This is a genomic window from Clostridioides sp. ZZV14-6150, assembly GCF_020657875.1.
Classification (GTDB): domain Bacteria; phylum Bacillota; class Clostridia; order Peptostreptococcales; family Peptostreptococcaceae; genus Clostridioides.
In genome coordinates this window covers 1-21,582 of record NZ_JAGWDA010000030.1, presented here as the reverse complement: position 1 = coordinate 21,582, position 21,582 = coordinate 1, and the positions used below count along the sequence as shown (strand labels likewise).

The following is a 21,582-nucleotide window of genomic DNA, read 5'->3' as shown; positions in this document are numbered from 1 at the left end:
ATAACAATAGTTATCTTGACCAAGAAGCCACCACTTCAAACATTACCGTAGGTAGTTAAGTGGATGGTAGTTCACGAGAAAAGATTGAAGATAATCCTTCAAATCCTAAAATACTTATAACAGTCAAAGGGCTTGGATATAAGCTTGTGAATAGAGTTGATTAGACTGAATTCTAGTAGTTGTTTTTTAGGCACCCATTTATGAGTGCCTATTAATATATTTATACTTTAGTAAAATATTTATAGTCTCAAATATAACAAATACAAGAGATACTGAAATATTAAAAATAATTAATAATTAGTATTGTCAATAAACATAATATCTCCTAATAGTATAGGAATTTATATCAATTGTTTTTCTATATTAAATACCTTGTCAATCCAACCTTTATAAAACTTTTCTTCGTGAGAAACCAAAATAATACTTCCTTTAAATTGTTTCAAAGCATTTTGTAAAGCATCTTTTGTTTCTGCATCAAAGTGGTTAGTTGGTTCGTCTAAAATCAAGAAATTACAAGGGGATAGCATCATACAACATAATTTAACTTTAGACTGTTCACCTCCACTTAGAGTGGAAACACTTCTTGAAACATGTTCTTCTTTTACACCACACTTGGCTAAAGAGCGTCTGATTTCTTTTGTACTTAATTTTGGATACTTATCTGCCATTATTTGAAGTGGTGTTTTAGTAGGATTTTCCCATTTTAAATCCTGTTCATAATAACCAATTTTTATCTGCTCTGAGAAGATGAAGTTTCCAGAAATACAAGGAATATCTTTAACCAATGTTTTTAGCAAAGTGGATTTACCAATTCCATTGAATCCAGTTATAACTATTTTTTGACCTGCATTAACAGAAAAATTTAATTTTGGAAGTAATGGATAATAGTATCCAACTTCAAGATTAGTTACTGTAAGTGAGTTTTGTACAGACATTTCAATTTCTGCAAATTGGATACACGGTTTTCCTGTAAAGTTAGGAGGAGCTATTCTTTCTATTCTATCCAATTGTTTCTGTCTTCCTCTTGCAATTTTTGAATTTACACCAGCTTTATTTTTACGTATAAATGTTTCTTCTTTTTCTATTTTCTTTTGTTGTGCTTGATATTTTCTAATATAATCCTCCCTTAAGTGTGATTTTTGTTTAAGAAATTCTGAGTACTTTCCATGATACTTTTTAATCATTCCAAATTCTATATCGAGAATACCTGTGGAGATTTTTTCTAGAAAGTCAAAATCATGTGAGACTACAATAAATGCACCTCTAAATGTATTTAGATAATTGGCAAGCCATTCAACATGTTCTTTGTCTAAAAAATTTGTTGGTTCATCTAATAATAAAACTTCATAATTAGAAAGTAATAATTTTGCCATAATTACTTTTGCTCTTTGACCTCCACTAAGTTCCCCAATAATACGATTCATTCCTATTGAATCTAGTCCAAGACCATTTGCTACCCTATTTATTTCATTGTCTATAGAGTAGAAATCACTTGCTATTAATTGCTCTTGATAAGTTGATGCCTTAATAAGTTGTTGCTCATTTCCAGATATAGCACTTTCCTGATATAGCAAATTCATTTCTTTTTCTATTGTATAGAGGTCTTCAAATGCAGTGTGCAAATACAGAGATATTGTTGTATCTCTATTAATATCTGCATATTGGTCCAGATGACCTATTTTAATATTAGGTTGCCACTTAATCTCTCCTGTATCAGGGATAACTTCTCCTAATAAAATTTTAATTAAGGTGCTTTTACCTACACCATTTTGGCCAACCACACCTATATGTTCGCCTTTGAATAAATCAAAGTCAGCTTTTTCGTACAGTGATTTATCCATAAAACATTGTGATAAATTATTTACTTTTAATAAACTCATAATTCAAACTCCTTTTTTACTATAAAAATTTTATGAAAATAAAAAAAGCAGAGGAATAGCATTATAAAATGCCGACCTCTGCTTTTGGAAAAACAAAAGGCCATAGATAAGCATTGCTATCTATGGCCGTAAAATCTATATATCTATCGGCAAATAGGTAAATTTAAATAAGCATAGTTAAAAAACTACACTAAACCTATATTTGCCGATGAAGATAGAAGCTTTAAGCTTCCAGATTAACCTCTACACAACGCTTCATCGTATACATTTGTGTAGAGTTAAGTTTTCTAACAAGTTTAACTAATTTTATATAAATCATAATTGTTCACATCCTAATCTCAATATTAATTCTAATTCATTTATATTTAAATTGTACTATTGTACTTTTGATTTTTTCTTATTTAATTTAATACATATATCACTAATTATAGCTTAAATCATGGTATCATAATACTTAATCATAGTCAATATAAAAGATATTTTTACATGACAACTTTTATAATACAATAGGTTTAAATTATAGCAATTCTCCATATTTTTTTGCAAAGATTTTTTTTAACATAGTTACTAATACCATATAAGATAAGATAGTAAAAATCAACCCGATAAAGTAAATATTTGTAAGTGGAATCATACCAATAGCATTTCCAAATGGTGTATAAGGTATAATAGTCCCAATTGTAATTCCGATTGTTGTTAAAAGTGTTAGTTTCCATGAATATCAAGAGAGTATTCTAAGATTACTTTATCTTGAGTCAAAGTTCCTGTTTTGTCAGTGCAAAGTATATTCATAAAATATTGCAACTTATAAAATCAAAGGTGTAGTATTGTTGAACTTTCAATGGTATGCTAAGATATTTATATAATTATAATAAATAAAAATATATAATGACTATATAAAGTTATACTTTCAGAGTAATCACTAAAAATATATGTTTATTTATTCTTAGATAAACATATATTTTTTTAGTATTAAGTGTAATGATAAGTTTATGCATGATATAAATCTAAGTAATTTATTATTAGAATGATTATAAATAATTTGAGAGAAGATTTTATATGAGGGGGGGGGCTAAAGTTTGTGTCAATTAAGAGACTGATTTTCATCATATTTTTAATTAATTGTATGATATTTATGTGTTTTCCAATACAATCACTTGCAAAGACAGAAAGTCGTGTTATAAAAGTAGGTTTTTTTGATTTTGAAGGATATCATGATTATGATAAAAATGGAAATAGAAATGGGTATGGATATGAATATCTTCATGAGATTGCAAAGCATACTGGTTGGACATATGAATATGTATCTGGTACATGGGAAGAGTGTCAAACTATGTTAGAAAATGGACAGATTGACTTACTTACTTCTGCACAATATACAAAAGAACGTGCTGAGAAATTTGATTTTTCAGAAGTACCTATGGGAAGTAGTTATGCACGACTTACAGTAAAAAGCGGAAACTCAAAGTATACACCAAATGATTATAAAAATTTTAATGGAATAAAGGTTGGACTACTTTATGGAAATAGTAGAAATGAACATTTAAAGAAATTTGCAAATGAAAAAGGATTTAATTACACATCTAAATATTTTAAAAATCAGGAAGAATTGGAAAATGCATTAAAAAGTGAAAAAGTAGATGCAATATTAACTAGTAGTTTGAGAAAAGTCAAAAACGAAAACGTAATTGCGCAATTTTCTCCATCTCCATTTTATTGTATTGTAAAAAAAGGCAATAATGAACTGTTACAAGAGGTAAATGAAGCTTTAGAAGATATTGAAATGGATAATCCGGCATATAAGTTTAATTTATATAGTAAGTACTATCAGTCTAGTAATAAAGATACATCTATTCTTTCTAGGGAAGAAAGAGATTACTTAAAAAGAAATAATAATATACGTGTAGTAAGTATGCCAAACTCCTATCCATTATCATATTTAGATACAGGTGGACTTAAAGGTATTGTACCAGATATATTTAATTTAATTGTAAAAGATCTTGGATTAAGTATAGATTATGTAAAAGCTAATTCATATAAAGAATCGATTGATATGGTAAAAGAGGGGAAGGCAGATGTTATATGTTTTTTTAATTCAGATTATGGATGGGCAGAGCAGAATGGAATTAAGATTACATCTCCTTATATGACATTGAACTATAGCATGATAACTAAAAATTACAAAAATACTAAATTTGATAATATAGCTGTTGCTGAGAGCGATACATTCAATGATGAGTATCTCAAAGAACACTATAAAGGTATCAACATTCAAAGATATAAATCTGAAGAAAAAGCTATAAATGCAGTGAAAAGTGGAGATGCAGATGCTGCATTTGTAAATACATATTCTGCTGAAGACTATATACAAAAAGATTATAATAATTTAAAAGCAATTCTAGTTAATGATTATAAAACTAATATATCTTTAGGTGTTGGAAAAAATATAAATCCAACATTATATTCCATTTTGGATAAGAGAATAAATGCACTTAATAAAGATGAGTATTCAGAAATTATTGCAAAGCATACAATTTTTCAAGACTATAAAATTAGTTTATCACAGTATATTCATCAGCATCCAGTTCAAACAGTTTTAATTTCTTTTTGTTTCTTTTTAGTTATAATAGCAGTACTTTCTTATGTTATTGCAATCAACAAAAGACATTCCACTCATATTTTTAATTTGGCATTTAAAGATATAGAGAATGGAGTTTGGAATTACAATGGATTTGAAGAACAAGCACCACGAGTTCTAGAAAAGCATAGAGAAAAATTTTATGCATTAATTGCTTTTGATATATCTAAGTTTGCTATCATAAATGAAAATTATGGTAGAGATTCTGGAGATATGATTATAAAAGAAATTGCATCAGTTTTGAATAGAGTTATTGGAGACAGGGCATTAATAGCTCATGTAAAAGCGGACCATTTTCTTTTACTTTTACCTTATGATTTAAAAAAAGATTTGGAATTAACTCTTATTGATATAAGTAAAAGTACTTCATACTTTGAAGTTAAGGGGCTTGGCATTAAAGTAAAGGCAAACTTTGGAGTATATATTATCAAAGATGAAGACATTGTTATTACAAAAGCTATTGATTATGCTGAAATTGCTAGAAGAAAAGCAAAAAGAAGTAATTCATCTATTATATATTTTGATGAATCTCTCAGAGAAAGTCTTAACAAAGAAAAAGAGATTGTTGATAGAATAGATTATGCATTAGAACATAATGAATTTCAGGTTTATTATCAACCTAAGTTTGATATGAGAACAAATAACATTATTGGTGCAGAAGCACTTGTTAGGTGGAATCATAAAGAACTTGGATTTATGATTCCAGGAGAATTTATTCCTATACTTGAAAAGAGTGGTGGAATTATAGATGTTGATTTTTTTGTGTTAGAAGAAGTATGTAAGTTGACAAGGTTTTGGATAGATTCTGGAGTTAAACCCATTTCAATCTCTGTAAATCAATCAAGAGTACATTTTCAGAAAAAAGATTATATAAATAGATTACAAAATTTGCTTGCTAAATATGATATACCTAAAAGTGTAATTGAACTTGAGATAACTGAAAGTCTATTTGAAAATGATAGTATATCAAATGATATGATAAATGAGATTAAGGAGCTTGGTTTTTTAATTTCTGTTGACGATTTTGGTTCTGGATATTCTTCATTACATCTTCTAAATCAAGTTTCTGTAGATATTCTTAAAATAGATAAATCTCTCTTAGATAATTCTGAAGGAAAAGGTAAAGTAGGTAAGATTATTAGTAAAGTAGTTGAGATGGCAAATGACTTGGGATTAGAGGTAATTTGTGAGGGGGTTGAGAGGATAGAACAAGCAGAATTTTTAATGAGTATTGATTGTTATTATGCACAAGGTTATTTGTATGCAAAGCCTATGCCAAAAGATACATTTCTTAAAAACGTAGATAAATTTAAAGGTATATAAAAGAATATATATAATATATGTATGTAGAGAAATACATCTAATATTAATTACTAAGTAATGATTGTAATTTTATAAATATATAAATTATAATCATTACTTTTTTTATAAAATAAAAAAGTTTGTTACTATAAAATAATAATTTGAAGAGTATTAGCTTTACACTTAGAAAATTGAGTTGATATACAATAAAAATACTAACATTAATTTAGTTTAAATATTTTAAGTGTATTATGTATGTTATATTTAATTAGTTTAAAAATTTAATGATAAGTATTAATTTTCATTAAATTTTATTGAAATAATTTAAATTATTTACTTATTTTAAATTATTAGCTAAAATTATACTAAATAATTAAGGAGGTGAATAGATATAGACGAGATAGATTTAAAAATAATTAATTCTCTAAAAAAGAACAGTAGAGCCTCAACTTCTGAAATAAGTAGACAAGTTAATCTATCAATACCAGCAGTTTCAGAGCGTATAAAGAAAATTGAACAGTCAAATATAATTCAAAAGTATACTATTCAAATCAATCGAGAAAAAACAAAATATAAACTTTTAGCTTTCATATTTATCAATACAGATTTATCTAAAAGTATAGAAGAGTTTAAGAAGACTATATTGGAGTATGACATTGTATTAGAATGTCATCACATTTCAGGAGAATATGATTATTTAATAAAAGTATTAGCAGAGGATACAAATGAACTTGAAGAATTTATAGCAATAACTTTGAAAAAAATCAGAGGAATCCAGAAAGCCAATACAACCATTGTTTTATCAACAATTAAAGAGGAAATTAATACAATCAAAGATATTTTTTAGATGAGCATAGACTTAAATGGTGATTATATTAATACCTACTTTATTACATATTTTTAGGAGGAAAATACAATATGAAAGTTTTAGTTTTTTTAGCAAAAGGTTTTGAAACTATGGAATTTAGCGTATTTGTAGATGTTATGGGATGGGCTAGAAATGATTATGATTACGATATAGATGTAGTAACTGGTGGATTTAAAAAGCAAGTTGTAAGCACATTTAATGTTCCAGTATTAGTTGACAAAACAATAGATGAAATATGTGTAGATGATTATGATGCTTTAGCTATTCCTGGAGGATTTGAAGAGTTTGGATTTTATGATGAAGCATATGATACATCTTTTTTAAACTTAATAAGAGAGTTTGATACAAAGGAAAAGATAATTGCTACTATTTGTGTAGCAGCTTTATCTGTTGGTAAAAGCGGTGTTTTAAAAAATCGTAAAGCTACTACATATCATTTAAAAGATGGTCAAAGACAAAAACAGTTAAGTGAATTTGATGTAAATGTAGTCAATGAGCCAATTGTTGTAGATAGAAATATTATAACTTCATATTGTCCAGAAACCGCACCACATGTAGCTTTTAAGCTTTTAGAAATGTTGACATCTAAGGAACATATGGAAGTTGTAAAATTAGCTATGGGATTTAAATTATAATAAATTAAAGTTTATTTAAGTAATCAGAACCCCAATCACACATAACATCTAAAATAGGAATAATGCTTTTTCCAAAATCGGATAATGAATATTCCACTTTTGGAGGTACAACAGGATAAACAACTCTTATAATAAAACCATCTGTTTCTAATTCACGTAATTGTTGAGTTAGCATTTTAGGAGTTGCTTTAGTAATTAATTTTCTAAGTTCATTAAATCTTAATGTGGTATCTTTAAGATGCCAAAGGATAAGTGTTTTATATTTACCACCAATCAATGCAAGTGTTGCTTCTATAGGACAACTGTAATTACTTGAACATTTTTTCATTTTTTTAGACCTCTCAATATATTTTGAAGTACCCTTTTTGGTACTATGTTACAAAAAAGTGCATTATTGTAATATATAATTATAGTGATAAGATTATAGCATAGGTTAAATAAATCATCAACTTAGCCCAATAAAATGATAGGGGGGAAATAAATGAATTTTGTTGAAATCGCCAAAAAAAGATATTCTTGTCGTAATTATCAGGATAAAAAGGTTGAAAAAGAAAAACTAGATAAAATTTTAGAAGTTGCTAGGATAGCTCCAACAGGGGGTAATCGTCAGCCTCAAAGATTAATTGTAATACAAGAAAAAAAGGGTCTTAATAAAGTTTCTAAGGCTGCAAATATATATGATGCACCATTAGCAATTATCGTATGTGGAGATAAGGATAAAGTTTGGACAAGACCTTTTGATGGTAAACAACTTACAGATATTGATACAAGTATAATCACCGACCACATGATGTTACAAGCAACTGAACTTGGGTTAGCGAGTGTATGGGTATGTTATTTTAATCCAGATGTAATTAAAGAAGAATTTAATTTGTCAGATAATCTTGAACCAGTAAACATATTACTAATAGGATATGAGGCTGGAACACCAGAAAGCCCAAATAGACATGATAAAACTCGTCTTCCTTTAAATGAAATTGTTTCTTATGAAACTCTTTAGATATAAAAGTAAGTTATCTATATGAGATGTATAATGAGTTATTTTTTTAAATAAAGTTCTATAAAAAGTTAATGCTTATATAAAATTAATTTTAGTGAAGTATATATCTGATTGAACAATGATGTATACTTCACTATTTTAATTACTTAGAATACCTACTAATACTTTGAATATCCACTAAACTTAAATTTTCATTATATTAATAAAAATACATCGATATTAATTAAAATACATCAATTAAATCAATTTTCGAGTCTGGAAAACCACTTAAAATATAATCTTTTATATCGCTTAGGTGGTCATAAATTTGTTTTTCAGAAACTCCATCAGGGCCATATACAAAGTATAGAATATTTTTAGTTTCTTTTGTAATCTTTGTACGATTATCTGGTCCATTAAGAATACTAGATAGTATACCAAGGTTATCTGATAAAAATAAATCGTCTCTTGTTAGAGTTTGCTCTCTTTCTCCTATACCATAAAAATGTTCATTTTCATTTGCTAAATCTATTTTTAAAGGTGATTCTATTTTATCAAGGTCATGTCCTGCTGTTAGAAGAAGATTTTTTAATTCTGCTAAAAACATTGCTTGAATAGGTAGACTTACATTTGGAATACCTTTTGATTTTAGTAAAAGGGATTCTAGTTGAAGTAATACAGGATAAGTTTTCTTAAATTTTTTATAATACTTTATGTAGTTGGAAAGAGGTTCTGTTTTAATCTTTTCTTTACGATTGTATTCAGGATTTTGTGCAATAATATTTTCAATTTCAGAGGTTTTAAGAAGTAAAAAATTTTCTTCATTAGGCGTTGAATAGGTCATATTTACAATCATAACTCCAAATTTAATATTGGGATAAATTTCTTTTACTCTACTTGATATTTCTAACATAATTTAGACTCCTTTTTATTTTTTGTTTTATGGTATAATCTTAGCAAGTAAAAAGTGGATTTTGTAGTTCCATTTTTATAGTAATTTTATAGAACCACTTTTGGAGGTATTAAAATATGGATTACAATTAATAGAAATAGTGACATATCATTATCAAGACAAATTTATGATTTATCCTGTACAGCAATATGCAATTGAGAGTAAAGTAGAATATGACCATGAAGTTGTCCTAGGATATGCTCATCTTATTTTTGATGAAATTGAACAGGGAGTAAGAATACTTAGCAAAATAATACATACAAATCAAGATGTATAGGGAATGTTTTTACAATAGCTTATTTTTAGGTATGTATTTTACTTTAGTTTTTTTACAACTCACATATTCATTTATACTACATACTTCTAATTGTATTGTGTGGACAAATTACTTATTGTATTCTGAAATCATCAATTAAGGAAGGTAGATGAAATGGATGAATAAGATAATAGAAGTAATTAATTTGCAAAAAAGCTATGATGCTTTTAAAGCTGTGAAAGGGATTGATTTTTATGTAGAGGAAGGTAATTTGTTTGCATTACTGGGAGCTAATGGTGCTGGAAAATCTACAACAATTGATATTCTTTGTACATTATTGAATTATGATAGTGGAGAAGTGATTATAGATGGGCATAAGTTAGGTGTAGAGGATAATAAGATTAAAGAAAAAATTGGAGTAGTATTTCAAGAAAGTATACTAGACCCACTCTTGACAGTAAGAGAGAATCTTACAATTCGTGCAAAATTTTATATTAAGAATAAAGATAAAGTAAGACAAATTGTGCATGAATCTGCTTTATCTGTAGGAGCTATGGAATTTATAGATAGACCATATGGTAAATTGTCTGGAGGTCAAAAGCGTAGGGCTGATATAGCAAGAGCTCTTTTAAATACTCCTAAAATACTGTTTCTAGATGAGCCTACAACAGGGCTTGACCCAGAAGCTAGAAAATGTGTATGGGATACTATATTAAAATTACAAAAACAATATGGTTTTTCTATAGTTCTTACAACCCATTATATGGAGGAGGCTTCAAAAGCTGATTATATTGTAATGCTTGATTATGGTGTTATAACAGCAAAAGGTTCACCTCATGAACTAAAATATAAATACAAAGCAAATAATTTAGATGATGTATTTTTGAATATAGTTAGAAATAGAGGTGAAAAAAATGTTTAATATAGCACAAAGAAATATAATGATTTTTTTAAGAAATAAAAGAGGCGTATTTTCATCTTTTTTAGGTGCAATAATTGTAATCGCTATATATGTTATTTTTTTAGGAGAAAATTTGAAGGAAGGTTATCCAAATATTAAAGACATAGATATATTAATGAATAGTTGGGCAATGGCAGGAATTATTTCTGTTGTTTCTGTAACTACAACAATGGGTTCATTTGGAGTTACAGTATTGGATAAGGAATTAAAAAGAACCAAAGATTTTTATTGTTCGCCTGTTAAGATGAGAGAGCTGGTAGGAGGATATATTTTAAGTTCATATTTAATTGGTGTAATTATGAGTATATTTACATTTATACTTGCAGAGATATATATTGTATTAAGTGGGGGACAATTTTTACCTATGCTTTCTATTATAAAGGTCATTGGTGTAATATTATTAACAGTTTTATCATCTAGTGCAATGATATTTTTTATTGTAAATTTGTTAAATAGCATAGATACATTTGCAACTGCTTCTACGATTATAGGTACTCTTATTGGATTCTTGACAGGAATTTATATACCTATTGGAAGCTTACCTCAAGCAGTACAAACCATTATAAAGTTATTTCCAATTTCACATGGGACTGTATTACTTAGACAAATTATTACGGAGTCTCCATCAAAAGTAACATTTGTGGATTCAACAAATGTATTGACTGTATTTAATGAACATATGGGAGTAACATTTGGTGGTATTGGCAGTTTGCATGAAACTTCAATTCATATTATGTTTCTAGTTATTTCTGCAATAGTCTTTTATTTTGTTACTATACTTATGGTATCAAGAAAAGAAAGCTAGAAATTAATAGTAGGAAAATACAGTATAGTCTTTTTATAGAAATCAAAAGAAAGGATGTGTTAGAGTGAAAGTAGTAATTGAAACTCCATTAGATGGAGAAGAGGATGAAATTATCATAAGATGCAGAAATCTTGATGATGAAATGCTTAAATTGATTTTTAACATCAGGATGCAAAGAGAGTCTCTTATAGCATATAAAAATGAACAACTCTATCGTATCAATCCTTTAGATGTTTATTACTTCGAATCTGTAGATAATCATACTTAACTTTATTGTAAAAATGATGTTTATGAGTTTAAGAAGAAGCTTTATCAGATTGAGGAAATTTTTTTTAATAGTGATTTTCTTAGAATATCCAAGTCTGTAATATTAAATCTTACAAAAATAGACTCAATTGTACCAGCGTTTAATGGTAGATTTGAAGTAATACTAGATAATGGTGAAAAGACAATTATTTCACGTCAATATGTACCAATATTGAAGAAAAAACTAAGGATATAAAGGAGTTGATTGAATATGAATTTAATAAATATACTAAAGAATGTAGTTCGTTATTTTTGTATGATAACTACAGGAGTTTTAATATCTGTTTTTACTTCTTGTCTATTATTTAGCCCTGACGAGACATTTAGTATAAGTATTTTCCAACAGATTTTATTAATTGCATTGGTAACATCTCTATCCACATTAATTTTTTATTCAAAACGAGAACTAGGTAGAAAAGAGTTACTAATTCGTCAAGTAATTCATATGATTTTTCTGTTTGTTTTTGTTATGTGGTTTTCATTTAAAAGTAATTGGATTGATAGTGGGCATATTTTTCAAGCTCTGTTTATAGCACTATCTATATTTATTATCTATCTTTGTATAACACTTGCTACTTGTAAAAGAGATAAGAAAGAATCTATTTTATTAAATAAAGGTCTGAAAGAATATAGGAAAAATAAAATTAATAAATGATAGCTAAAGTAATTCAACAAATTGTAAATTTATTATTAATTAAGTTTTTATACAAGTCATTTATTTAAGATAGCAATTTATATTAAGAAGAAAATTCTTGTATGAGTTATAATACTTAAAAGGAGATGATGAGGTTGAAAACAAATACAGATGTGATTATGGAAATCATTGATTATATAGAAGAACATCTTACAGAAAATCTAAATCTAGATAAAATAGCTGATGTTGCTAGTTATTCAAAATATCATTTACACAGAATGTTTACAAATATTGTGGGATGTACTATACATCAATACATTAAAAGAAGGAGACTTACTGAAGCAGCTAGACAACTTGTATTTACAGATAAATACATTATAGATATAGCTCTTACAGTTGGATATGCTACACACCAGTCTTTCACATTAGCATTTAAAACTTTATATAAAGAATCTCCACAAATATATAGAAGTAAAGATGAATTTTATCCTATTCAACAAAGATTTGTTTTAAATTCAAATCATCAAATCCAAAATGTAGAGTGTATTTCTTATACAAGTATTAATTATGAACGAAGAAGAGATGAAATCAATTCTTATCTCAACTTTAATATTAATTGTGAGGTGAAAGTAGCATGAATTTAGTACCACATGTGATTGAACAGACAGGTCAAGGTGAAAGGTCTTATGATATATATTCAAAACTATTAAAAGATAGAATTATATTTATAGGGGAAGAAATTAATGATGCTATTGCAAGTTTGGTAGTAGCTCAATTACTATTCTTAGAATCAGAAGACCCAGATGCAGATATAACTATATATATAAATAGCCCAGGAGGGGTTGTAACATCAGGGTTTGCTATATACGATACTATGAACTATGTCAGATGTGATGTATCAACTATTTGTATTGGTATGGCTGCAAGTATGAGCGCCTTTTTACTTGCTGGAGGTACAAAAGGAAAAAGATATGCCCTACCTAATGCAGAGATTATGATACATCAACCTATGGGTGGTGTTAAAGGGCAAGCAACAGATGTAAAAATAGCAGTAGATAATATATTGAGAAAAAAGGAAAAATTAGATAGAATTCTTTCTGAGAATACTGGAAAATCAATAGAAGATATTAGAATAGATACAGATAGAGATAATTTTATGTCTGCACTGGAAGCTAAAGAATACGGATTAATTGATTGTATAATGGAGAAAAGAGAGTAGAGTACTCTTTTAAAAGCTTAATATATAGTATATAACTAATATTAAAATAATCATGTTTAAATAAACATGGTTATTTTTTGTTTAAAAAAGAAGTTTTTAAAATGGCAAGTAAATGATTAATAAATAGTAATTTTACATACAAGTTTAGATATTTTCTAGAGATATTAACCAATGTGGTTGTAATGGTATTATAACTTATAGACCACACTGGTTAAGCTGAGTAGAAAATATTAATTTTTTTAATCAACTAATAATAAACCAAAGTGATTTTGAATTTCTCCCTTTTCTCGCAAAGTATTTATTTCAAGTCCATTTGACCTTACTGTAGCAAAAACATCAATACCACATGCTTCCATTGATGGAGCAGTCTTGTTAGGAAAACTACAAGTATCAGGATTACATTTGGCACACTTTGTACAAGGACCACTTCCAAAAGCAATTGCTTTATAGTATCCATCTAAAAAAAGTTCTCTTGCTATTTCAACAGCTAGAGGAGTAACAATACTCATTTTGTGACATCGAAATAAAATAGCTTTTCTGTAACAATCTATTATTGCTTGTGTCTGTTGATAAGTTGGAGTGTTGGGCGGACAACAATGACTATGACCATATGTATTACAACCAAACTGACACTTATAAATTGTCCATGCCGCTGTGACAATCGTTTTAGGGTCTATTGAAACTGCAATATCAGCTCCACTGGATTTTAACATTTCAAAGTATTTTTTCATAATTTACCTCCTACCAAAAATAGTTTAATTTTTTATATTGTATGAATGATTAAATTTTACATATTCTTATACTTATGGTAACGCAAAAATACATATCAATCAAATCGAAGTATTTAAATTATGAATTCAATAAAAATGAACTATAAATATACATGATAAATAAACTTACCTACTGATTTTTTGTCGTTAAAAATTTTCTAACTTTCAATAACAAAATAAGAGGAAATACCATATATTACTTATGTCTGTAATATATAAAAGACAAAGGAGTTGTACATTATGATTACAATAAGTTTGTGCATGATTGTTAAAAATGAGGAAGAAGTTATAGGCAGATGTTTAGAGTGTGTAAAGGATATAGTAGATGAAATTATAGTTGTAGATACTGGTTCTACAGATTCCACAAAAGAAATAGTTTCAAAATATACGGACATGGTGTACGATTTCGAATGGATAGATGATTTCTCTGTTGCGAGAAATTTTTCATTTTCTAAAGCTTCTAAAGACTATATAATGTGGCTTGATGCAGATGACATAATTTTAGAAGATGATAGAAAAGAATTATCAAAAGTTAAGGAAAATTTAGATACTTCTATTGATATGGTCATGGCAAAATATAATGTATCATTTGATGAAAACGGAAAACCAACTTTATCATATTATAGAGAACGCTTATTTAAGAGAAGTTCTAATTATAAATGGGTTGACCCTATTCATGAAGTAATACCTCTTGTTGGAGAAATATTTTATTCTGACATTGCAATATCACATAAAAAACTTCACAGACAGGACCCTTTAAGAAATCTCAGAATTTTTGAAAAAATGATTTCAGAAGGTAGGATATTGGAGCCAAGACATCAGTTTTATTACTCAAGAGAATTGTATTACAATGCAAGGTATAAAGACGCTATAGAAGGTTTTACTAAGTTTTTAGACTCTTCAAAAGGGTGGATTGAGGACTGTATAAGTGCTTGCAGAGATTTAGCCACATGCTATTACTTAATTAATGATGAAAAAAGTGCCTTATATTCTTTATTTAGAAGCTTTGAATTTGATGAGCCAAGAGCAGAAGTTTGCTGTGATATAGGAAAGCACTTGTTTGATAGACAAAGATATAAAGAAGCTATTTTTTGGTATAAGGTAGCGTTAACTAGAGATAAAAATGACATTAATGGAGGATTTAAGTCAAATGATTGTTATGGATACTTGCCGTGTATACAATTAAGTGTATGCTATGACAAACTAGGAGAAATGGATAAAGCCATATCTTATCATGAAAAAGCAAAAGAAATCAAACCTAACGATAGTGCTATTTTATACAATGAAAATTATTTTAGTAAATATAAAAGTTATTAATAAGTCACAATAATACTAATTTTGACATATTATGTAGAGAGCATGAAAGCTCAAATATATTAGGAGGTGCTTTAAGTAATGAGTAAAAATAAATATTTTGGCCCATTTGATGGTAATAACCATGATAACAATTATGGTGATTGCAATAGCGGTTGCGATAGTTGTAATAGTTGTGACTGTCATCATGGTTGCCCACCATCATGTATAGGTCCAACAGGTCCAATGGGTCCCAGAGGTAGAACAGGTCCCACAGGCCCAACAGGTACAACCGGACCAATGGGTCCAACAGGAACAATAGGAAACACAGGAGTAACAGGAAACACAGGAGCAACAGGGTTAATAGGCCCAACAGGAGCAACAGGTTCAGCAGGCCCAACAGGAGCAACAGGAGCAACAGGATTTGGAGTAACAGGTCCAACAGGAGCAACAGGAGATACAGGAGCAGATGGAGTAACAGGTCCAACAGGCCCAACAGGCCCAACAGGAGTAACAGGAGCAAATGGAATAACAGGTCCAACCGGGATAACAGGAGCAACAGGATTTGGAGTAACAGGTCCAACAGGTCCAACAGGAGCAACAGGAGTAGGAGCAACAGGAGCAACAGGTCTAATAGGTCCAACAGGAGCAACAGGAACACCTGGAACAACAGGCCCAACAGGCCCAACAGGTCCAACAGGAGCAAATGGATTGATAGGCCCAACAGGAGCAACAGGAAATACAGGGGCAGATGGAGCAACAGGTCCAACAGGCCCAACAGGAGCAACAGGAAATACAGGAGCAGATGGATTGGCAGGCCCAACAGGCCCAACAGGTCCAATAGGAACACCTGGAGCAACAGGCCCAACAGGAAATACAGGAGCAACAGGGGTAGGAATAACAGGAGCAACAGGAGCGACAGGAGCAACAGGTCCAACAGGAGCAGATGGATTAGTAGGTTCAACAGGAGCAACAGGAAACACAGGAGCAGATGGAGTACCAGGTCCAACAGGTCCAACAGGAGCAACAGGAAATACAGGAGCAGATGGAGCAACAGGCCCAACAGGAGCAACAGGAAACACAGGAGCAGATGGAGTACCAGGTCCAACAGGAGCAACAGGAAATACAGGAGCAGATGGAGCAACAGGAGTAACAGGTCCAACAGGGGCAACAGGCCCAACAGGAGCAGATGGAGCAACAGGCCCAACAGGAGCAACAGGTCCAACAGGAGCAGATGGATTAGTAGGTCCAACAGGAGCAACAGGATTAGCTGGGGCAACAGGAGCGACTGGAGCAACAGGAGCAACTGGAACAACAGGAGCAACAGGAATAGCAGGAGCTAGTGCAATAATACCTTTTTCATCAGGTATACCACTATCACTTACAACTATAGCTGGTGGATTAATAGGAACACCAGGATTTGTTGGTTTTGGTAGTTCAGCTCCAGGTGTAAGTATAGTTGGTGGAACAATAGATCTTACAAACCCAGCAGGAACATTGACTAACTTTGCATTTTCAATGCCAAGAGCTGGAACAATAACATCTATTTCAGCATATTTTAGTACAACATTAGCACTTTCACTTATTGGTTCAACAGTTACAATTACAGCTACACTTTACCAATCAACTACACCAAATAATACATTTACAGCTGTACCAGGAGCAACAGTTACACTAGCTCCACCACTTACAGGGTTATTGTCAGTAGGAACAATTTCCACTGGAATAGCAACAGGATTAAGCATACCAGCAACAGCAGAAACTCGTTTCCTATTAGTATTTACTGCATCAGCTTCAGGTCTTTCATTAGTTAATACTGTAGCAGGATATGCAAGTGCAGGAATTTCAATTAGTTAGATTAAATAATTGAAATAAATAGACTTTCAGCATCTAATTTAGATGCTGGAAGTTTTTTATTTTGATATCAATTGATAAAGCATAATATAGAGTACTGGTATATAATATAAAATAATAACATGAAATTAGAGATAGAATTGTCTAGGGGGATATTATGAAAACTAAAATTGAAGAATTAATGAACCGTTTTGTAAAAGATTACAATAAGTCAAATAATGTAAATTCAAAATGGCAAGAACTTTTATTTGCCTATGCATCTGCTGAAGATGAAATGTTTCAGCAGTTAAAAAAAGTTATAGGAACATCTCATGCTATGCCAAAAGACTTCTTGAAAGATGGTAAGACTATAATTACATATTTTATACCCTTTGATAAAAACATAAATGATAGTAATATTGGAGGGCTTGAATGTTCAGAAAGTTGGGCAAGAGCTTATATAGAAACTAATAAATTGATTTCTGACTTGAATACTTTTTTATGTGAAGAGCTAGGAAACATGGGGTTTGACTCCTACGCTATTCCTGGGTCATATAATTTTGACAATGATAAATTGATTAGTGATTGGTCACAAAGACATGTAGCATTCATAGCAGGTCTTGGAACTTTTGGTCTAAATAATATGCTTATTACAGAAAAAGGATGTTGTGGAAGGGTAGGAAGTATAATCACAAGTTTAAAATTAGAACCAACTAAAAGACCAGAAAAGGAATACTGCTTGTATAAACATAATAACAGTTGTAAAAAGTGTGTAAGTAAATGTGTGAAAGAAGCTTTAAAAGAAGATGGGTTTGATAGAAATAAGTGTTATGAAATGTGCATGATAAATGAGAAAAAATATTCTTATATAGGTGGATGTGATATCTGTGGAAAATGTATAGTTGGAGTTCCATGTTCAGTAATAAACCCATCAATGTAAAAAGTTTCTGTTAATTAACAATTCTAATTTGATATGTAATAAACTACAAATATAAATAAAAAATAAAGAAATTATGTTGATTGACAACTATTTGTGCTATTGATAGACTTATATGTATTGCTGTGGTATAAGGAGGGGTGAGACTTTATGCTTGATTTAATCTTTATTTTTGCATAGCAAGGGCTATTGCAACTATAAAATTTAATATACAGATAGCCCTTTGCTATTCCTAATAAAAAATTACTGTTTAATAGGAGAGCAAAATGAGCTATAAAAAAGCAATACATGTATTACCAGAAGAATTACTTGAATTGATACAAGAATATGTGGATGGAGAATGTATTTATATTCCCAGAAAATCAAACAATAAAAGAGAATGGGGAAGTAATACATCTACTCGTGAAGATTTAACAATTAGAAATATGCAAATTTATGAAGATTATCAAGTTGGTCATGATTTGCAATATTTATCAGAAAAATATTATCTGTCTTTGAAGAGTATTCAAAGAATTATATTACAAGAAAAAAGAAAAGATATTTAAATGTAAGCCAGTATAGTTATATAGCTATACTGGCTTATTTTCTTTTGTTAAAAATGTTTAAGGTATAGTTTTTTTTTAGTGGATGCTATAATTTAATTAATTTCAGAAGCTTATATAATAATAAAATCCAGAGGTAGTGTCTATATTAAGAGAAAATAATTTGTTATATAAGTATATAATTGAAATTAAAATTTATTAAAAATTAGGAGGTACTATTTTGAAAAAAATGCTTGATTATATTCCACCTTTTCACAACTTTCTATTTTAGCAATATTATAGAAAGGAAATTGTATTTATGCAAAAAATTACTTGGGAGATTGAGTATAAATCCCAATTGCCAGTAATTAGGTACTGCAAAAAATGTGGAAAAAAGACTGAATATATTTGTTCAGATTTATTTAGAGTGAATGCTCAACATAAGTATTTAGATATTTGGTTAATATATAAATGCTCAAATTGTGATTCTACATGGAATTCAACCATATATTCTCGTATTAATCCAAAAAACTTAAATCCAGAAATATTAGAACAATTTTATACGAATGATTATAATCTTGTTAAACAATATGCTATGAATGTTGGGCTTTTACATAGAAATGGGGCGGAAGTTGGTATCCCAGAATATAAAATAGTAGGTCAAGATATTTGTATTGATGACCTTACACAAGTTCATATTGCAAGTAAGTATCCATGTCAATTAAAGGTATCCACATTATTACGTGAGAAGCTTGGCTTATCTCGAAAGGTCTTTGAAGACATGCTAGACTGTGGGATGATAAAAAGTATATCTGGAGTTGACTTAAGGAGAAGTAAATTAAATTATGAGATTGTGTTACAAATTGGAAAGAGTAAACAAGAATATTTAAATCAGTTAGACTAGCCGGTTTAATATGTTTTATGTAACATCATTTTAAATAAGTATAGCAGCTTTAAAAATACAAAGAAGCTATACTTATTTATGTATAATAGCATTATCTTTTTTCTAGATTTTCTAATATCTCGTAGTAGTGTGTTGTAGCTAGTACACTTGGCTTACCTTTTTTACAGAAAGATAACTTGGATAGCTTTGGGACTACACGCTCAACAACAATCTGATTATCTGGCATTTTAGATTCAAGTATCTTTAATGCTTCTAGAAATCTCTTATCCTTCTTTGCACGATTATAAAATGATAAAACATAAACATAAAGAAATAGATTGTAATTGCGGAAAGGATATTCAACTTGCATGAATAATGTACCAATTCCATAGTGGCAAGGTCCGATTGGTTTTCTAATTGTCCAATGTTCAAGTAAAAAATCTACAGCCTTATCAAGTTTTGATTCTTTATTTAAATAGTCGCTAAAACGGAATGCATCTAATATATTAAGTGTTGGAAGTGGGTTTGAGTACTCAGTTTCTGGACCTCTACCAAAACTGAACTTATTGCAACGCCAACCACCATCAGTATACTGAGTATCTAAAAAGTATTGAAACGTCTTTTCGATTCTAACATCTGAAGCATATCCAATGTGGCAAAGTGCATTGGTTGCATTAGCTGTATGGCAGGGATAAATACCTCCTTTTGGATATAATTTAAAACGCCCATCTTCTCTCCATGTGCTAAATATCAAGTCAGCGCATTCTTTAAGTAAAGTATCAGTAGGTTTCATACCCAATTCCAATAGATAAAGTACACTATCTAGTGTGGTGAAAGGTGAACCTTTCATTAAACGTTTGTCAGGTGTAGCCCAATAGTCTGCACCATTATCATATCTGTGTGACAATATCTCTTCTATATCTGATAAATATTGATTTTCTACGTTCATTTTTTAACTCCATTTCATGTTAGATTCTAACTAAATTTATCAAAAAATTTATTATAATAGTATTGATGCTTATAATTGATTTACTTTATTCAAAATTGCATCTATAGCTGTATCAGGAACAACTGCTAAGTCTTCTGCATTAAAATAATAAATTATATTAGAGTCAAATAATATATTTGAATTTGGTGGAAATTCATCATCTCCAAGCCAAAGTATAAATATCATAGAAGTATTACCTATGTATGTAAACTTATAAGCTAGGTCACCCATTTTTATTTTTTCAGCTCCAATATTCTCCATGACTAATTTATATTTATCTATTTGAGATGTAAAGATTTCTGAAAGTCTTGCTAGAGTTCTATTTAGAAAGTTAGGATAATAAACATTACCTCCAGGAACTTCTTTAAAAGTTATATATTTATTTGTAAGAGGTATACCTTTAGCATTACACAAATACCTAAGCATTAGAATCTTAAGTTCGAAATTTTTACAGAGACTTCCATTACTATTCCAAACTTCTCCACTTGGATAATCAACCGTATACTGTCTACCAAAAAAATCAATATTAAATTTGCTTGAATCACTATTAAAGTCAATATTACTTAAATTACTAATTGTATGAGGGTCTAATTCTTTGAGTTTTTTTCGTGCATAATCAAATGGAACATTATAATTACTTGTTTTAATATTTTTATCCATAATATTTTCCTCCGATTTAAAGACCTAAGTATATATTTGTAAAAGATTTTCTTATTATTGATTTTATTATATATCTAGAATATTACAATATCAAATTAATAAATAAATTTTGTTATTTAAAGGAATCTATTTGACACACTCCCCATAGCTAAAGCAAGGGGATTCTTGGTGGCTAACGACTTAACACTATCTAAACGATAGAATCATAGGTGGTTACAAAGCCAAGCTACTTGGACGGTGTCTTCGCCACTACTACCTTATA

22 protein-coding genes and 2 pseudogenes are annotated in these 21,582 nt (G+C 29.4%); 18 read left to right on the top strand and 6 right to left on the bottom strand.

Annotated elements, in window-relative coordinates; genetic code table 11:
• Positions 1-74: 74 nt before the first annotated feature.
• A pseudogene (locus tag KGF41_RS20015) lies at positions 75-164 on the top strand (DNA-binding response regulator); the annotation flags it as partial.
• Between the two features lie 177 nt (positions 165-341).
• Here the strand turns inward: KGF41_RS20015 and KGF41_RS20010 are convergent.
• Positions 342-1,880 (bottom strand): ABC-F family ATP-binding cassette domain-containing protein, encoded by a 1,539-nt coding sequence (locus KGF41_RS20010; RefSeq protein ID WP_227850903.1) that lies wholly within the window; start codon positions 1,878-1,880, stop codon positions 342-344.
• A 1,081-nt stretch (positions 1,881-2,961) separates the two neighbouring features.
• Between KGF41_RS20010 and KGF41_RS20005 the strand changes: the two genes are divergently transcribed.
• The 3 genes from KGF41_RS20005 to KGF41_RS19995 all read left to right on the top strand — a co-directional run bounded on the left by KGF41_RS20005 (position 2,962) and on the right by KGF41_RS19995 (position 7,323).
• On the top strand, positions 2,962-5,841 hold the full coding sequence (locus KGF41_RS20005) for an EAL domain-containing protein (RefSeq protein ID WP_227830350.1): 2,880 nt from the start codon (positions 2,962-2,964) through the stop codon (positions 5,839-5,841).
• Positions 5,842-6,205: 364 nt separating this feature from the next.
• A complete protein-coding gene (locus KGF41_RS20000) occupies positions 6,206-6,667 on the top strand; it encodes an Lrp/AsnC family transcriptional regulator (protein ID WP_413906980.1) in 462 nt (153 codons plus the stop codon).
• A gap of 71 nt (positions 6,668-6,738) precedes the next feature.
• Complete coding sequence (locus KGF41_RS19995; protein WP_227857104.1) at positions 6,739-7,323, top strand: DJ-1/PfpI family protein; 585 nt, start codon at positions 6,739-6,741, stop codon at positions 7,321-7,323.
• A 4-nt stretch (positions 7,324-7,327) separates the two neighbouring features.
• On the opposite strand, the gene KGF41_RS19990 is transcribed toward KGF41_RS19995, so the two are convergent.
• Positions 7,328-7,651 carry a winged helix-turn-helix transcriptional regulator gene (locus tag KGF41_RS19990; RefSeq protein WP_227830352.1) on the bottom strand — a complete coding sequence of 108 codons (324 nt, stop codon included), beginning with the start codon at positions 7,649-7,651 and terminating at the stop codon, positions 7,328-7,330.
• A gap of 153 nt (positions 7,652-7,804) precedes the next feature.
• Here KGF41_RS19990 and KGF41_RS19985 point away from each other — a divergent pair, with 153 nt between their 5' ends.
• A complete protein-coding gene (locus KGF41_RS19985; RefSeq protein WP_227830353.1) occupies positions 7,805-8,323 on the top strand; it encodes a nitroreductase family protein in 519 nt (172 codons plus the stop codon).
• Positions 8,324-8,546: 223 nt separating this feature from the next.
• Here the strand turns inward: KGF41_RS19985 and KGF41_RS19980 are convergent, their stop codons facing one another.
• On the bottom strand, positions 8,547-9,215 hold the full coding sequence (locus KGF41_RS19980) for a phenylalanine--tRNA ligase beta subunit-related protein (RefSeq protein ID WP_227857103.1): 669 nt from the start codon (positions 9,213-9,215) through the stop codon (positions 8,547-8,549).
• 166 nt (positions 9,216-9,381) lie between these two features.
• On the opposite strand from KGF41_RS19980, the gene KGF41_RS19975 reads away from it, so the two are divergent.
• The 8 genes and pseudogenes from KGF41_RS19975 (at position 9,382) to clpP (ending at position 13,435) form a co-directional block, all read left to right on the top strand.
• Positions 9,382-9,531 carry a hypothetical protein gene (locus tag KGF41_RS19975; protein WP_227830355.1) on the top strand — a complete coding sequence of 50 codons (150 nt, stop codon included), beginning with the start codon at positions 9,382-9,384 and terminating at the stop codon, positions 9,529-9,531.
• Between the two features lie 148 nt (positions 9,532-9,679).
• Positions 9,680-10,432, top strand: coding sequence for an ABC transporter ATP-binding protein (locus tag KGF41_RS19970; RefSeq protein ID WP_227857102.1), 753 nt, complete (start codon positions 9,680-9,682; stop codon positions 10,430-10,432).
• A complete protein-coding gene (locus tag KGF41_RS19965; RefSeq protein WP_227857101.1) occupies positions 10,425-11,276 on the top strand; it encodes an ABC transporter permease in 852 nt (283 codons plus the stop codon). Before KGF41_RS19970 ends, KGF41_RS19965 begins: the two co-directional genes overlap by 8 nt.
• Positions 11,277-11,340: 64 nt before the next feature.
• Complete coding sequence (locus KGF41_RS19960) at positions 11,341-11,544, top strand: hypothetical protein (RefSeq protein ID WP_227857100.1); 204 nt, start codon at positions 11,341-11,343, stop codon at positions 11,542-11,544.
• A gap of 12 nt (positions 11,545-11,556) precedes the next feature.
• Positions 11,557-11,778, top strand: a pseudogene (locus KGF41_RS19955) (LytTR family DNA-binding domain-containing protein); the annotation flags it as partial.
• Between the two features lie 15 nt (positions 11,779-11,793).
• Complete coding sequence (locus KGF41_RS19950; RefSeq protein WP_227843037.1) at positions 11,794-12,237, top strand: DUF3021 family protein; 444 nt, start codon at positions 11,794-11,796, stop codon at positions 12,235-12,237.
• A gap of 134 nt (positions 12,238-12,371) precedes the next feature.
• Entirely contained in the window at positions 12,372-12,854 is a 483-nt protein-coding gene (locus KGF41_RS19945; RefSeq protein ID WP_227850898.1) for a helix-turn-helix transcriptional regulator, read from the top strand.
• Complete coding sequence (clpP, locus tag KGF41_RS19940; RefSeq protein ID WP_227830360.1) at positions 12,851-13,435, top strand: ATP-dependent Clp endopeptidase proteolytic subunit ClpP; 585 nt, start codon at positions 12,851-12,853, stop codon at positions 13,433-13,435. Before KGF41_RS19945 ends, clpP begins: the two co-directional genes overlap by 4 nt.
• Before the next feature lie 239 nt (positions 13,436-13,674).
• Here clpP and KGF41_RS19935 read toward each other — a convergent pair whose 3' ends face one another.
• Complete coding sequence (locus tag KGF41_RS19935; RefSeq protein WP_227830361.1) at positions 13,675-14,166, bottom strand: DUF2284 domain-containing protein; 492 nt, start codon at positions 14,164-14,166, stop codon at positions 13,675-13,677.
• A 279-nt stretch (positions 14,167-14,445) separates the two neighbouring features.
• Between KGF41_RS19935 and KGF41_RS19930 the strand changes: the two genes are divergently transcribed.
• The 5 genes from KGF41_RS19930 (at position 14,446) to KGF41_RS19910 (ending at position 19,693) form a co-directional block, all read left to right on the top strand.
• Positions 14,446-15,522, top strand: coding sequence for a glycosyltransferase (locus KGF41_RS19930; protein WP_227830362.1), 1,077 nt, complete (start codon positions 14,446-14,448; stop codon positions 15,520-15,522).
• Positions 15,523-15,600: 78 nt separating this feature from the next.
• Complete coding sequence (locus tag KGF41_RS19925; RefSeq protein ID WP_227857099.1) at positions 15,601-17,355, top strand: exosporium glycoprotein BclB-related protein; 1,755 nt, start codon at positions 15,601-15,603, stop codon at positions 17,353-17,355.
• A 154-nt stretch (positions 17,356-17,509) separates the two neighbouring features.
• Positions 17,510-18,271 carry an epoxyqueuosine reductase gene (locus KGF41_RS19920; protein ID WP_227830364.1) on the top strand — a complete coding sequence of 254 codons (762 nt, stop codon included), beginning with the start codon at positions 17,510-17,512 and terminating at the stop codon, positions 18,269-18,271.
• A gap of 263 nt (positions 18,272-18,534) precedes the next feature.
• Positions 18,535-18,813: a CD3324 family protein gene (locus KGF41_RS19915; RefSeq protein ID WP_227830365.1), complete on the top strand. Its 279-nt coding sequence runs from the start codon at positions 18,535-18,537 to the stop codon at positions 18,811-18,813.
• Positions 18,814-19,108: 295 nt separating this feature from the next.
• Positions 19,109-19,693: a DUF1062 domain-containing protein gene (locus tag KGF41_RS19910; protein ID WP_227830366.1), complete on the top strand. Its 585-nt coding sequence runs from the start codon at positions 19,109-19,111 to the stop codon at positions 19,691-19,693.
• A 91-nt stretch (positions 19,694-19,784) separates the two neighbouring features.
• Here KGF41_RS19910 and KGF41_RS19905 read toward each other — a convergent pair whose 3' ends face one another.
• Both KGF41_RS19905 and KGF41_RS19900 read right to left on the bottom strand, forming a co-directional pair.
• Positions 19,785-20,621 carry a prenyltransferase gene (locus KGF41_RS19905; protein WP_227857098.1) on the bottom strand — a complete coding sequence of 279 codons (837 nt, stop codon included), beginning with the start codon at positions 20,619-20,621 and terminating at the stop codon, positions 19,785-19,787.
• Positions 20,622-20,690: 69 nt separating this feature from the next.
• Positions 20,691-21,320: a DUF3786 domain-containing protein gene (locus tag KGF41_RS19900; RefSeq protein ID WP_227840954.1), complete on the bottom strand. Its 630-nt coding sequence runs from the start codon at positions 21,318-21,320 to the stop codon at positions 20,691-20,693.
• Positions 21,321-21,582: the final 262 nt, after the last annotated feature.

Bases quoted from the DNA above. Each gene is read 5' to 3' on its own strand.
- KGF41_RS20010 (WP_227850903.1), bottom strand. From the start codon at position 1,880: ATGAGTTTATTAAAAGTAAATAATTTATCACAATGTTTTATGGATAAA.
- KGF41_RS19995 (WP_227857104.1), top strand. From the start codon at position 6,739: ATGAAAGTTTTAGTTTTTTTAGCAAAAGGTTTTGAAACTATGGAATTT.
- KGF41_RS19990 (WP_227830352.1), bottom strand. From the start codon at position 7,651: ATGAAAAAATGTTCAAGTAATTACAGTTGTCCTATAGAAGCAACACTT.
- KGF41_RS19985 (WP_227830353.1), top strand. From the start codon at position 7,805: ATGAATTTTGTTGAAATCGCCAAAAAAAGATATTCTTGTCGTAATTAT.
- KGF41_RS19980 (WP_227857103.1), bottom strand. From the start codon at position 9,215: ATGTTAGAAATATCAAGTAGAGTAAAAGAAATTTATCCCAATATTAAA.
- KGF41_RS19975 (WP_227830355.1), top strand. From the start codon at position 9,382: ATGATTTATCCTGTACAGCAATATGCAATTGAGAGTAAAGTAGAATAT.
- KGF41_RS19970 (WP_227857102.1), top strand. From the start codon at position 9,680: ATGAAATGGATGAATAAGATAATAGAAGTAATTAATTTGCAAAAAAGC.
- KGF41_RS19965 (WP_227857101.1), top strand. From the start codon at position 10,425: ATGTTTAATATAGCACAAAGAAATATAATGATTTTTTTAAGAAATAAA.
- KGF41_RS19950 (WP_227843037.1), top strand. From the start codon at position 11,794: ATGAATTTAATAAATATACTAAAGAATGTAGTTCGTTATTTTTGTATG.
- clpP (WP_227830360.1), top strand. From the start codon at position 12,851: ATGAATTTAGTACCACATGTGATTGAACAGACAGGTCAAGGTGAAAGG.
- KGF41_RS19935 (WP_227830361.1), bottom strand. From the start codon at position 14,166: ATGAAAAAATACTTTGAAATGTTAAAATCCAGTGGAGCTGATATTGCA.
- KGF41_RS19930 (WP_227830362.1), top strand. From the start codon at position 14,446: ATGATTACAATAAGTTTGTGCATGATTGTTAAAAATGAGGAAGAAGTT.
- KGF41_RS19925 (WP_227857099.1), top strand. From the start codon at position 15,601: ATGAGTAAAAATAAATATTTTGGCCCATTTGATGGTAATAACCATGAT.
- KGF41_RS19920 (WP_227830364.1), top strand. From the start codon at position 17,510: ATGAAAACTAAAATTGAAGAATTAATGAACCGTTTTGTAAAAGATTAC.
- KGF41_RS19915 (WP_227830365.1), top strand. From the start codon at position 18,535: ATGAGCTATAAAAAAGCAATACATGTATTACCAGAAGAATTACTTGAA.
- KGF41_RS19910 (WP_227830366.1), top strand. From the start codon at position 19,109: ATGCAAAAAATTACTTGGGAGATTGAGTATAAATCCCAATTGCCAGTA.
- KGF41_RS19905 (WP_227857098.1), bottom strand. From the start codon at position 20,621: ATGAACGTAGAAAATCAATATTTATCAGATATAGAAGAGATATTGTCA.
- KGF41_RS19900 (WP_227840954.1), bottom strand. From the start codon at position 21,320: ATGGATAAAAATATTAAAACAAGTAATTATAATGTTCCATTTGATTAT.